This is a genomic window from Tenacibaculum sp. E3R01 (assembly GCF_003318185.1).
GTDB classification, from domain to species: Bacteria; Bacteroidota; Bacteroidia; order Flavobacteriales; family Flavobacteriaceae; genus Polaribacter; species Polaribacter halocynthiae.
Genome location: NZ_QOCC01000019.1, coordinates 528,146 through 541,416 on the forward strand (window position 1 = coordinate 528,146; position 13,271 = coordinate 541,416).

The 13,271-nt window shown below is 28.3% G+C and carries 14 protein-coding genes; 7 read left to right on the top strand and 7 right to left on the bottom strand.

Features of this window, described 5'->3' with window-relative positions; genetic code table 11:
- Window positions 1-2: 2 nt before the first annotated feature.
- Window positions 3-2,204 (top strand): patatin-like phospholipase family protein, encoded by a 2,202-nt coding sequence (locus DS884_RS07495; RefSeq protein WP_113786325.1) that lies wholly within the window; start codon window positions 3-5, stop codon window positions 2,202-2,204.
- A gap of 3 nt (window positions 2,205-2,207) precedes the next feature.
- Here DS884_RS07495 and DS884_RS07500 read toward each other — a convergent pair whose 3' ends face one another.
- The gene (locus DS884_RS07500; protein WP_093869489.1) at window positions 2,208-3,248 is read right to left on the bottom strand and encodes a sensor histidine kinase; all 1,041 of its coding nucleotides are present in this window, start codon (window positions 3,246-3,248) and stop codon (window positions 2,208-2,210) included.
- Window positions 3,249-3,312: 64 nt separating this feature from the next.
- Window positions 3,313-4,011 (bottom strand): response regulator transcription factor, encoded by a 699-nt coding sequence (locus DS884_RS07505; RefSeq protein WP_113786326.1) that lies wholly within the window; start codon window positions 4,009-4,011, stop codon window positions 3,313-3,315.
- A gap of 324 nt (window positions 4,012-4,335) precedes the next feature.
- Here DS884_RS07505 and DS884_RS07510 point away from each other — a divergent pair, with 324 nt between their 5' ends.
- On the top strand, window positions 4,336-5,052 hold the full coding sequence (locus DS884_RS07510) for a 3'-5' exonuclease (protein ID WP_113786327.1): 717 nt from the start codon (window positions 4,336-4,338) through the stop codon (window positions 5,050-5,052).
- A gap of 3 nt (window positions 5,053-5,055) precedes the next feature.
- Here the strand turns inward: DS884_RS07510 and DS884_RS07515 are convergent, their stop codons facing one another.
- From DS884_RS07515 to DS884_RS07535, 5 genes are read right to left on the bottom strand one after another with little or no spacing between them, the layout of a single operon-like run.
- Window positions 5,056-5,454, bottom strand: coding sequence for a hypothetical protein (locus tag DS884_RS07515; protein WP_093869486.1), 399 nt, complete (start codon window positions 5,452-5,454; stop codon window positions 5,056-5,058).
- Window positions 5,455-5,464: 10 nt separating this feature from the next.
- Entirely contained in the window at window positions 5,465-6,784 is a 1,320-nt protein-coding gene (locus DS884_RS07520) for an outer membrane beta-barrel protein (RefSeq protein WP_113786328.1), read from the bottom strand.
- Window positions 6,785-7,324: an RNA polymerase sigma factor gene (locus DS884_RS07525; protein WP_113786329.1), complete on the bottom strand. Its 540-nt coding sequence runs from the start codon at window positions 7,322-7,324 to the stop codon at window positions 6,785-6,787. It lies immediately after the preceding gene.
- Window positions 7,325-7,348: 24 nt separating this feature from the next.
- Window positions 7,349-8,065, bottom strand: coding sequence for a hypothetical protein (locus tag DS884_RS07530; RefSeq protein ID WP_113786330.1), 717 nt, complete (start codon window positions 8,063-8,065; stop codon window positions 7,349-7,351).
- Between the two features lie 13 nt (window positions 8,066-8,078).
- The gene (locus DS884_RS07535; RefSeq protein ID WP_113786331.1) at window positions 8,079-8,393 is read right to left on the bottom strand and encodes a DUF4377 domain-containing protein; all 315 of its coding nucleotides are present in this window, start codon (window positions 8,391-8,393) and stop codon (window positions 8,079-8,081) included.
- Between the two features lie 71 nt (window positions 8,394-8,464).
- Here DS884_RS07535 and DS884_RS07540 point away from each other — a divergent pair, with 71 nt between their 5' ends.
- The 5 genes from DS884_RS07540 to DS884_RS07560 all read left to right on the top strand — a co-directional run bounded on the left by DS884_RS07540 (window position 8,465) and on the right by DS884_RS07560 (window position 13,000).
- Entirely contained in the window at window positions 8,465-9,439 is a 975-nt protein-coding gene (locus DS884_RS07540; protein WP_093869481.1) for an acyl transferase, read from the top strand.
- 69 nt (window positions 9,440-9,508) lie between these two features.
- The gene (locus DS884_RS07545) at window positions 9,509-10,273 is read left to right on the top strand and encodes an NYN domain-containing protein (protein WP_093869480.1); all 765 of its coding nucleotides are present in this window, start codon (window positions 9,509-9,511) and stop codon (window positions 10,271-10,273) included.
- A gap of 65 nt (window positions 10,274-10,338) precedes the next feature.
- On the top strand, window positions 10,339-10,794 hold the full coding sequence (locus DS884_RS07550; RefSeq protein ID WP_113786332.1) for a YHS domain-containing (seleno)protein: 456 nt from the start codon (window positions 10,339-10,341) through the stop codon (window positions 10,792-10,794).
- 3 nt (window positions 10,795-10,797) lie between these two features.
- Window positions 10,798-11,235 carry a YHS domain-containing (seleno)protein gene (locus tag DS884_RS07555; protein WP_113786333.1) on the top strand — a complete coding sequence of 146 codons (438 nt, stop codon included), beginning with the start codon at window positions 10,798-10,800 and terminating at the stop codon, window positions 11,233-11,235.
- 118 nt (window positions 11,236-11,353) lie between these two features.
- Window positions 11,354-13,000 carry a glycerol-3-phosphate dehydrogenase/oxidase gene (locus DS884_RS07560; RefSeq protein ID WP_113786334.1) on the top strand — a complete coding sequence of 549 codons (1,647 nt, stop codon included), beginning with the start codon at window positions 11,354-11,356 and terminating at the stop codon, window positions 12,998-13,000.
- Window positions 13,001-13,271: the final 271 nt, after the last annotated feature.

Below are 13,271 nucleotides of genomic sequence, written 5' to 3' on the forward strand. Positions count from 1 at the left end.
CTATGAAAAAAATACTTTTTTTATTACTTATTCCAACTTTTTTATTTGCTCAAGAGCAACCAAAAATCGGATTAGTTTTAAGTGGGGGTGGAGCAAAAGGGTTTGCCCATGTTGGTGTACTTAAACAACTAGAAAAGGCAGGAGTACAAGTTGACTATGTTGGAGGTACTAGTATGGGAGCAATTATTGGTGGGTTATATTCGGCTGGTTATTCTGCAAATCAAATTGAAAAAATTATTGAAGGGGCAGATTTTATGTCGTTACTTCAAGATAAAGTAAGTAGAAATAACAAACCATTTTTTATGAAACAACATGGTGAAAAGTATGCTATTTCACTACCTATAAAAAAAGGAGGAGTTGGATTGCCTTTAGGATTATCAAAAGGACAAAATGTACTTAATTTTTTAACTGAATTATTAGCTCCTGTTGATAATGTCAATGATTTTTCAAAACTACCAATTCCGTTTTATTGTATTGCAACAAATATTGAAACTGGTAAAGAAGTTATTCTTGAAAAAGGATCTTTGCCCTTAGCTCTTAGAGCAAGCGGAGCTTTTCCTTCGTTATTAAATCCGGTAGATATTGATGGTAAATTATTAGTTGATGGTGGTGTTGTAAATAATTTTCCTGTTGATATTATGAAAACTAAAAACATGGACCTTATTATTGGGGTGAATGTTCAAGGTGAATTATTAAAGAGAAAAGAATTAGAGTCGGTAGCTTCTATTTTATTACAAATCATTAATTTTCAGATGTATGAAAAAGCTGATGAGCAGGTAAAATTGTTAGATATTTGTTTAAAACCTAATATTTTAGAATACAGTGTTATTTCTTTTGATAAAAAGCAAGAAATTTTAACAGAGGGAATTCGTGTAGCAAAACCTTATAAAGTTGTTTTTGATAGCATTGCTAAATTGCAAAAAGCAAAGAAAAGAAGACCTCAATTAAAATTTTCTAACGATAAAATATTAGTAGATAGAATAATTATTAAAGGGAATAAAAATTATACAAATAATTATATTTTAGGAAAACTACAGTTAAAAGAAGGTGATAGTGTTTCGTATCATGATATTTCAAAAAAAATTAGCTCATTAACAGCTACTAAAAACTTTGAAAGAATAGATTATCATTTTGAAAAATCATTTAAAGGAAAAAAGTTAGAACTTAAAGTTAAAGAAGATAATATTAAATCTTTTTTACGTTTTGGGTTGCATTATGATTTGTTATACAAATCGGCAGTTTTATTAAATTATAGTCATAAAAAATTATTAAAGCAAAATGATGAGTTTTCTTTTGATGTAGGAATTGGTGATAGAATTCGTTATAATTTAAATTATTTTATAGATAATGGGTTATTACCTAGTTATGGTTTTTCTTCAAGATACAATTCTTTTAGAGGGGCTTTTCTATTTAATGATGCTGTTATTAATAGAATTAACATTAGATATATAGATTTTACAAACGCTGTTCATTTACAAACTACAGTTGATAAAAAGTTTGCTTTTGGTATTGGATTAGAGAACAAAAAAATTAAAATAACTTCAGAAACAATTTTAACGAATGATAAAGAAACTGTTTTTGATAATAGTAATTATGTAAATGCTTTTACATTTTTAAAGTTAGACACTTATAATAAAAAAATGTTCCCAACAAGTGGATTTTATGCTGATGTTGATTTTAAATGGTTTATTTGGTCTGATAGAAATGAAAATATTAATCAAAAAGAGATTGTATTAACAAATAAATATAGTCAGTTCTCACAGTTGTCAGGAACTTTAGGTTTTGCAAAAACTTTTTACGACAAGCTTACTTTTCAATATACATCAGAAGCTGGATATACATTAGGAAACGTAGCTTCAGGAATATTTGATTTTAACTTAGGGGGATACAATAAAAATTATATTAATAATTTTAAATCTTTTTACGGTTATGAAATAGGTGCTCTAAGTAATCAATCTTTTTTAAAATCAGAATTTAATTTTAGATACAGTGTTTTTGATAAACAATACGCAACATTTATAGCAAATTATGCACGTGTTGAAAATGATATTTTTGCTGACGGTAAGCTGTTTAAAAACACAAAATCTGGTTACGCTTTAGGTTATAGTGTAGAAACGCTTTTAGGACCTGTAGAAATCAAGTATTCTTGGTCTCCAGATCATAAAGAAAAATATTGGTTATTTAACTTAGGTTTTTGGTTTTAAAAATCACATTGCTTTTTCTAAAGTAAAAGAAAACTCTGAGCCTTCACCATAATTACTTTTTAAAAGTATAGTTTCACCATGTGCTTCAATTATATGTTTAACAATTGATAACCCTAAACCTGAGCCACCTTGTTCTCTAGAACGGCTTTGATCAACTCTATAAAAACGTTCAAATAAACGTGATAAATGTTCTTGCTTAATTCCTTCACCGTCGTCAATAACTTTTATAATAAACTTGTTTGGATTATAGCTTTCTATACTAACTGTTGTTACTCCACCTACTTTACCATATTTAATAGAGTTAACTACTAAATTAATTAACACTTGTTCAATACGTTCAACATCACCTTTTACAAAAAATGGAAACTCATATAGTTTATCAAACTTTAGTTTAATGTTACGTTTTTTTGCTTTCATTTCAAACAAATCAAAAACGTTTTGTATTAATTCTAAAATATTAAAAGGCTCAATATTCATTTTCATTCCCTCAGTTTCAAGCTTAGCAATCATATCTAAATCTTTAATAATAGAGGTTAATCTTTCTACTCCTTTATTAGCTCTTTCTAGGTATTTTGTTCTAATTTCTTGATCATCAGCAGCACCTTCTATTAAGGTTAAAATATATCCTTGAACGGTAAAAAGAGGTGTTTTTAATTCATGAGCAACATTTCCTAAAAAATCTCTTCTAAAAGAATCTCTTTGTGTTAAATGAGCAATTTCTTCACTTTTTCCTTCAACATATTCTTGTACAGTTTTTGTTAAAGCTTCGATATCTGTTGTCACTTTTTTTCGTTTTAAATCATTAATATCTAATACAGAAATATCTTCATATAATTTTTTTATTCTTTGATATATAAAATGCTCTGTTCTATATTGAATGATAAAAAAAGAGATTATAAAAAAAAGAATTCCAAAAATAATAATGGTAATACCACCTATGAAATTATAAAATAAAAGATAAGAAAGCGCAGCAAAAATTATTGAGAGTAGAGTTAAATATAGCGCTGACCAAAGGGCGTATTTATATGTTTTTTTTATTTTCATTTTTAGTATAAATAAAAGTAGATTGCTGAAAAGCAATCTACATAAATATTTTTATATGATTTTATTAGTTATCTAGTTCTTCTAAAACAAATTTATAACCAACACCTTTTACAGTTTTAAAATAATCATCACCAATTTTTTCACGTAGTTTTCTAATATGAACATCAATTGTTCTTCCACCTACAACAACCTCATTTCCCCAAACGCTATCTAAAATAACTTCTCTTTTGAATACTTTTCCAGGTTTTGAAGTTAATAAAGAGAATAGTTCAAATTCTTTTCTTGGTAATGAAATTTTAACATCACCTTTAAAAACAACATATTCATCTCTGTTAATAACAATATCTCCAATTTTAGTAGTTGTATCAGCTTTTTCTTCTGTTTTTAAACGACGAAGTAAAGACTTTACCTTACTAACCAATACCTTTGGTTTTACTGGTTTTGTAATATAATCATCAGCACCAGCATCAAAACCAGCAACTTGAGAATAATCTTCACCTCTAGCAGTTAAAAAGGAGATAATAACGTTTTCAAGAGACTTTATATTTCTAATTTTTTCACAGGCTTCTATACCATCCATTTCAGGCATCATAATATCTAATAATATTAGATGGGGATTTACTTTTTTTGCCGTTTTAACTGCTTCAGCACCATTGTTTGCGGTAAAAACTTGATATCCTTCAGATTTTAAGTTATAACCAACTATTTCTAAAATATCTGGTTCATCATCAACTAATAAAATCTTAATATCGCTAGTATTCATACATTATTTTTTAGTAGTAATACCCAAAAGTAACGATAAAATAACAAATTGTCCATACTCCTAGTTAACTTAACATTGATTTAATGTTTTATAAACTTTAGAAAAAATTACTAGTTAAAAATCAGAAACTTACCATTTTTATAGCTTGGGTATTGTGTTGTTTTTACTTTTAAATATAGAAAAATGAATTAAAGTCAATTTTTGTATATTTAAAAAAATTGATATTATGAAATGCATCACCACACTAAGATGGTTTACTGTAAAATGTAAACATAATTTTAAGTTATTCATCCCAAACTCTTTAATAATATTAAAAAGGAGGTTATGTTAAATAAGTTAGCGTTACAAAATGTATTATTTTTAGATATTGAAACAGTACCTCAATATGAAGGGTGGAATCAAGTATCTGAAAACGAACAAGAATTATATGCTTTAAAAACGCAGTATCAACGAAAGGAAGAGTTTTCTCCTGAAGATTTTTATGATAAAGCAGGTATATGGGCAGAATTTGGTAAAATAATTTGCATTTCAGTTGGGTACTTTATTATTAAAAATAATAAAAACCAACTAAGAGTTACTTCATTTTATGGAGATGATGAAACTATACTGTTGAAAGATTTTAAAAAATTATTAGATAAGCATTTCAACTTAAAAAAACATCTTTTGTGTGCTCATAATGGAAAAGAATTTGATTTTCCATATATCGCTAGACGAATGGTTGTGCACCAAATTCCATTACCAGATATGCTTAACTTATTTGGAAAAAAACCATGGGAAGTTAACCATATTGACACACTGGAATTATGGAAATTTGGTGACTACAAACACTATACCTCTTTAAAACTATTAACACATATTTTAGGAATACCTTCACCAAAAGAAGATATTGACGGAAGTGAAGTTGCTAATGTGTATTATAAAGAGAAAAATTTAAAACGAATTGTTGAGTATTGTGAACGTGATACTATTGCAGTTGCCCAACTAATACTTCGTTTTTGTAATAAACCGTTATTAGACGATACAGCTATTGTAAAAGTTTAATATCTAATTAACAGGTATTGTTTTTTCTTCGAAAATATCATTACCATTATTGTCTTTACCTTTCCAGAATTTAAAAATATAATCTTCTTTTTGTTGAATTTGGATTGGTATTTTTAATTCTTTAGAGATAGTTTGCTGTGAACAATTTGCATTTAGCTTTTCTAAAGCTCTAATTGCAATAATTCTTGCATTCCCATCACTTTGATAGTATAAACTAAAAAAAGAGTGACAGCTGTTAGGTAAGGTATATTTTACCTTGATAGTATCTTTAGATTTATAGGTGAAACTTTGTGGAGTAAAAGATTCATCGATAGTTAATAATTTAACAACCTGGTTGTCTTCACTATCTAGAGAACATGCTGCAAGAGATAAAGCAAAACATAATAAAAGTAATTTTTTCATGACATAAATTTTAAAATTGATAACTAATTCCTGAGTATACACCAAGTGTGTATGGTTTAAATCCGTTTGAGTTTTTTGAAAAAGTGTTTAAGTGTATTTTAAACATTGGATTTACAACGAATTTTATTTTTTTATTAATTGAATATTCGAGATCGAGTCCTAAATTCCCACTAAAATTGAGTGTGTTTAAATTAGAAGCTTTCCCAATGGTTTGTGATATTCTTTCTGATGTTACTGAAACTTCATTTTGATTTAAAAATAATGAGCTAAAGCCAGTAACTATTTTGGTGTTAAATTTTGAAGTTTTTAAGACAGCGTACTTTAGTTCAATAGGAACTTCAATATAACTATATGTTTGGTTTAAAGATGCTTCACTAGTAACGATACTCGCGCTACTTAATGTGTTAACATCAGTTGTGTTATTAGATTGACTTAAAATAAGTAAGGGGCTAGATGTTAGTTCTACACTTTCTAAACCAGCTCCTCTTACATTTGCCATAACCGACAAGTTTTTATTTGTAAAACCAACTTTTTGTGTAAATAACCCTGATTGTATAGACCATTTATTATTTAGTTGATAGGCTACTCTTATACCATAAGAAATATTGTTATCACCTGTTAAACTAGCTGAGGTTAAACTTTTATCTAAAGCTGAGCTTTGCGTAAGAGAGTTAGCATGAGTTAACGCAAAAACAGGAGATACAGACCATTTATCCTTATTTGTTTTGATAGTTAACACACTATCTTTTTTACTTATTTCAGCAAGAAAGTCTTTTTTTGTAAACAGTTTTTTTAGAGTATCTTTTTTAACTACATTTTTTTCTTTTTTCTTTTTTTCAATAATAATCTTTTCCATAGCTCTTTTTTTATCCGATAAAACCCCTTCAACTATTTTACCAGATACTATCTTTTTACGTGCAATTAATTTGTTATTTGTAGCTCTTTTTTTTGATGAAACATTTATAGTTTTCTTTTCTGCTATTATTGTGTTTTTTTCTTTTATACTATTGTTACTATTCTCTGTTATTAAAGGTATATCAGTATCTATTTCTTTTTTATGATTATTAAAATCATCAGGAGTTTTAACAATGTTTTCAGTTGGGTTAATAACCGGTTCTAAAGGAATAGTACTTTTAAAAAAAGGATATAAAACAAAACCTAATATAAAAACAGCCGTAATACCACTATACAACCACCACATAGGTAAAACTCTTCGTTTTTTCTTTTTAAGTTTAGCCTCAATATCATCCCACATTTCAGGCTTAGGTGAAGCTTCAAATCCATTAAGCTTTTCTTCAAATAATCTGTCTATGTTCTTTCTATCATTCATTTATGCTTCCTGTTGCATTTTTTGATAAACTTCAATTTTTCTTTTTAATAATAATCTTGCTCTTGATAAATTTGACTTAGATGTTCCTTCAGAAATTTGTAGCATTTTGGCTATTTCTTTATGTGAAAATTTATCTAAAACGTATAGGTTGAATATCAGCCTATACCTGTCTGGTAATTCTTGAATTGTTTCTAATAAAAAAGAGACACTTATTATAGAATCATCGTATTCAACTTCTTCAATATCTTCAATAGACTCTTCTTTTACTATTTGTAAAGGAGATTTCTCTCTATATTTTTGAAGAGCAGTATTTATAGCTATACGTTTCATCCAACCTTCAAAAGAACCTTTGTTATTATATTGTTTAATTTTTTTAAAAATAGTTAAAAAGCTATCTTGTAAAGTATCCTGAGCATCTTCATAATTTCTAGAATACTTTAAGCAAAGTCCAAAGAGCTTATCAGAAAAAAGTTGATAAACCTTTGCTTGTGCCTTAATATTTTGCTGGCAACATTGCGCTATGATTTCTTTTAAATTAATGTGTTAAATATTTTTTTAAAAATACTAATATTTTAACACTGCTACTCCATTATCACACTCTATATTAGTAGGTTTTGGAGGAATGTCGCAAGTAGAAACAATTCCCCACTTTTTATTATAAATATCTTCAGCTTTTGTATAAATATCTACCTTTTTTAAAAAAGTAGAGACATCAATTTTTTTAGAGTATGCAATATAACCTTGTGGTCCCCCACAAGCTTTGCTTCCATAATTAGTATATGCCCAATCATTTGAATTTTCACAAGTTTTACTTGTAGCTATAGTATGAAATATGCTATACATTTTTAGCAATTCTTGATGTTCTTTTTCTCTTTCTGTTAAGGCAGTTTTTACAACTAACTCTTTCTCAGTTAAAGAAACAATTTCCCAATTAAAATTTCCAGGAAAATTATCTAATTGCACTTTTATTAATACTTTGTCAGCATTATAAGTACCTTTGTCATCATAAAAAGTTAAAGGAGGAGTACCACAAAACCCTGAAGTTTTCTGTATAAAAACATTAGCATCATTAAATGCAACACCATACTCTTTTTCTGGTAATGATTTAACACGTTTAAAAGTTATTGTTTCTCCATTATGTTTAGCTTTAGCCCAAACACCTTTTAGTAAATTATTAGAATCAAAAGGGATATCATTATTATTACACCCAATAAGTAATAAGCTAATAAAAGCAGTTAAAATACAAATAAAGGTTAGTAGTCTGTTCATTTTAGTTTTCATAATATTTTGTTTGTTAGCAAGGTAAGTTTTCAGAAAGTTTCTTTGTTTTTGTTAGTATTCTAACTAGGGAAAACGTTTTTTCTATATCATTTTCAGAAACTATTAATTCATATTCATAACCATCTTCATAAATAAAGCCTTTAATATCCCTATTATAAAGAGTCCAATCATTAAAGCTTTTTTCTTTAATTAAAATTCCTTTTTTTAAAGAATTTATGTTGTTGACTATTCTTTTAGATGCAATAGTTATTAACTTTTCTTTTTTTTGCTTTTTAGATATGGTTCTTGTAAAAAGCGAACTTATTTTGGTGTAAATCATGGTTCCCATACGTTGTCTTTTATACAAGATGCAGAAAAACTTAAAAGGTTGCGTAGAATACTCTTATTTTTGTAAAAATTATGCAAAACAAGGTTTTTAATATACAGTCAGAAAAAGAGTTTAACGAAGTAGCGTTATCCGTTTTTAAGCATCAGTTTAAAAATAATAAGATATATCGTTCTTTTTGCGATTTATTATATATACATCCATCAGATGTTGATACTATTGATAAAATTCCATTTTTACCAATACAATTTTTTAAAGATAAGCAAGTAGTTTCATCAAATGACGAGGTTCAAGAAGTTTTTACAAGCTCAGGAACCACAGGGACTTCTACAAGTAAGCACCATGTAACAGATTTATCATGGTATGAAACTAGTTATTTAAAAGGTTTTAAACATTTTTATGGCAATATTCAAGAGTATGTTGTTTTAGCATTACTTCCTAATTATTTAGAACGAAAAGGCTCTTCTTTAGTATATATGGTTGACGATTTAATTAAGCGTTCTGAAAATTCTGAAAGTGGTTTTTATTTGAATAATTTATCTGAATTGGCTGAAAAACTTATCAAATTAGATAAACAAGGTCAAAAAGTACTACTTATAGGAGTTTCCTTTGCTTTACTAGATTTAATTGAAAAATATCAATTCAATCTTCAAAATACCATAGTTATGGAAACTGGAGGAATGAAAGGTAGAAGAAAAGAATTAATACGTGAAGAGTTGCATCAAATATTAGGTAACGGATTTGGTGTTGAAAATATTCATTCTGAATATGGAATGACTGAATTATTAAGTCAAGGATATTCCAACGGTAAAGGAGTTTTTAATTGCCCTCCCTGGATGCGTCTATTGACTAGAGATACAGAAGATGCATTAACTATTTTACCAAAAGAAAAGTCAGGAGGAATTAACGTAATTGATTTAGCAAATTACAATTCTTGTTCATTTATAGCAACACAAGATTTAGGAAAAGTACATACTGATACTAGTTTTGAAATTATTGGTCGATTTGATAATTCTGATATACGAGGTTGTAATTTACTCGTATTATAATTTACTTGTTTTTTATCTTGTTTTTAAATATCTTTCCCTAGTAAAAAAAGCTTGTAAAAAGTTCATTATATGGATGTAAACTCAAATTTAGCAGTACTTATTGATGGTGATAATATTCCCTCAGCTTATGTAAAAGAAATGATGGAAGAAATTGCTAAATATGGTAATCCTACTATCAAAAGAATTTATGGAGATTGGACAAAGCCAAATTTATCAAAGTGGAAAAACTTATTACTAGAAAATGCGATAACACCTATTCAGCAATATGGGTATACTACTGGTAAAAATGCAACAGATTCAGCAATGATAATTGATGCAATGGATATTCTTTATTCTGAAAAAGTAAATGGTTTTTGTTTGGTATCAAGTGATAGTGATTTTACAAGATTAGCTACTAGGTTAAGAGAGGCTGGAATGCAAGTAATTGGTATAGGTGAAAAGAAAACCCCGAATCCGTTTATTGTAGCTTGCGATAGGTTTATTTATATAGAAATATTAAAAAGTAAAACTGCTATACAAAATATAGAAACTGGTAAGGAAGAATCAACAAAATATAATGTTGATAAAATTACTAGAAAAGAAATTGAATTAATAAGCACAACGATAGCTGATGTATCTGATGATGATGGTTGGGCTTTTTTAGGTGATGTAGGTAGTTTATTGCAAAAGAAACAACCTAATTTTGATTCAAGAAATTTTGGTTTTGATAAGCTTACTCCTTTAATAAAGTCAATTGATAAATTTGAAATTGAACAAAGAGAAAGTCCAAAAGGAAGACACAAATTAATTTTTGTAAAAATCAAAGAAAAAAAAACAAGAAGCAAACGTCGTTAAATAACTATTCTATAAATTTTAATTAAAAAATGTAAGTACTCTTACTTTTTTTCGACTCTCTCTTTATGAAAAACATATATACTCTTCTAATAGTGATGTTTTCTGCATCACTTTTCGCACAAACAACAGATTATAATACTAAAAAGGGCTACATAGCTGAAGGTTATGATGTTGTTTCGTATTTTATAAATGCAAAACCTAAAAAAGGAAAATCAAAACATCAAACAACGTATGATGGAGTAAAGTTTAAATTTTCATCTGAAAAAAATAAAAATTTATTTGAAAAAAATCCAACTCAATATATTCCTCAATACGGAGGATATTGTGCATATGCTATAGCTGCAAAAAAAACAAAGATGTATATTGATGCTGAAGCTTATGAAGTTAGAGATGGTAAGTTGTACTTGTTTTACAGTTCTTGGTTATCTAATAAATTAGAAGATTGGCAAGAAGGTGATACTAAAGAGTTACAATCAAAAGGAGATAAAAACTGGGAAGAAATAAAACACATTAACAAGTAGAGCATGAATAAATTAATCTACGTTTTATTTTTTGTAACATCTTTTGTTGGTGCACAAAACAATTACAATTTAAAAAAAGGAGCAGTAGCAAATGGGTACGATGTTGTTGCTTATTTTAATAATAATGTCTTGAAAGGAAGTAAAAAAATAACAGCAAAACACGATAATGTTACTTTTAGATTTTCTTCTGAAAAAAACTTAAAAGCTTTTAAAAAAGAGCCTCAAAAATACATTCCTCAATACGGTGGGTACTGTGCTTATGCAATAGGTAAAAATGGAGAAAAAGTATCTATAAATCCTAAAACTTTTGAAATTAGAAATGGTAAATTATACCTTTTTTACAATTCATGGGGAACAAATACATTGAAGTTGTGGTTAAAAGAAAACCCAGAAGAACTTCAAAAGAAAGCTGACCAAAATTGGCAAAAAATTAATCAATAAATAATTATTGATTTTAGTCCGGGGGGACTATAAAAAGAGCTGAAAATTTTTCGGCTCTTTTTTTATAGCTTAACAACTCTTTTTTATTCTTATTTTTGTTGGAAAACACCTTTCTACTATGAACAATTTTTCGTTTTTTAACCGTACAAATATTCAACAAGAACTTGAAACCACTGAGTTTGATATGTTAATTATTGGTGGTGGAATTACAGGAGCTGGAATTGCTTTAGATGCAGCATCAAGAGGAATGAAAGTTGCTTTAGTAGAAAAAAATGATTTTGCTTCTGGAACAAGTAGTAAGTCAACTAAACTAATTCATGGTGGTTTACGATATTTAAAACAATTTGATTTCTGGCTAGTTAAAGAAGTAGGTACAGAGCGAGCAATAGTACATAAGCTAGCTCCTCATTTGGTAATTCCTGAGAAAATGATTTTACCACTTATTGAAGGAGGAACTTATGGATCATGGTTAACATCTATAGGGCTAAAAATATACGACGTATTAGCATCAGTTGAAGGTGATGATAAACGTAAAATGTTAGACAAAGAAGAGGCGCTAGAAAAAGAGCCATTATTGCCAGATAGTATTTTAAATGGTGCTGGGTTTTATGCAGAATATAGAACTGATGATGCTCGTTTAACGATTGAAATATTAAAAACTGCTAGTCAATATGACGCGCAAATTTTAAACTATGTGCAAGCTGATGAATTTATTTATGAAAATAAACGTGTAGTTGGAGCTAAAGTTACCGATGTTTTAACTGATAAAAGTTTTAATATTAAAGCGAAGTATGTTGTAAATGCTGCAGGACCATGGGTAGATGAACTACGTCAAATTAACAATTCAAAAATTGGAAAACGTTTACATTTAACTAAAGGAGTCCATTTAGTAGTAGCTCATGAAAAATTACCAGTAAAGCAATCGGTGTATTTTGATATTCCTGATGGACGAATGATGTTTGCTATTCCTAGAGGAAAAGTAACTTATTTTGGAACCACTGATACCAATTACCAACAAGATAAAGACAACGTAGAAACTAGTATTGTTGATGCACTCTATTTAATAGAAGCAGTAAATAATATGTTCCCAGATATAACACTTACATTAGAAGACATTCAGTCGTCATGGGCAGGTTTACGACCATTAATACATGAAGAAGGAAAATCAGCGTCAGAGTTATCTCGTAAAGATGAAATATTTGTGTCAGACACGAAGTTAATATCTATTGCTGGAGGTAAATTAACAGGGTATCGTAAAATGGCTGAACGTATTGTAGATATAGTAGCTAAAAAGATGACCCGTAGGTTTGAAAAAGAATTTGAACCCATACAAACAGAAGACCTTATTTTATCAGGAGGACCATTTTTAAATTACAAGTCTGTAAAAATTTACACGAATCAGGTATATAAACGTATAAAATCATTTGGTTTAACAGAGAAAGACGCTAGTTATTTAGTACATAACTATGGAAAGCAAACCGATATTATTTTAGATAAATTTGATGAGTTATCAGAAGAAAATTCAGAAAAACAATTATTAAAAGCTGAGATTTGGTTTACAATTCAGCATGAAATGACGTGTACACCAACCGACTTTTTTATGAGACGTACAGGACGCTTGTTTTTTGATAAACCAAGTGTTGATAATTATAAGCAATTTGTACTAGACGAGTTTATAAAACACTTTGAGTGGAACTCTAAAACTTCTTCAAATCATTTACAAGAATTAGAAGATAAAATGGCGTTAGCAATTGGGTTTAAATAAACTCCTGTCAATGCGATAAGGCACGAAGAAGCAATCTTTTTAATAATAGTTGTTAATTATATTTTGAGTACAAGATGAACAGACTACTTCATTTCACTGCGTTTTATTCGTAGTGACGATTGTTAATGTCATTGCGAGGAAGTATGACGAAGCAATCTCTCGAATAATAGTAGCAATTATATTTTCAGTACAATATAAACAGGCTACTTCACACCATTACATTATGTTCGTAGTGACGGTTTTGAATGTCATTGCGAAGGAGGTTACGACT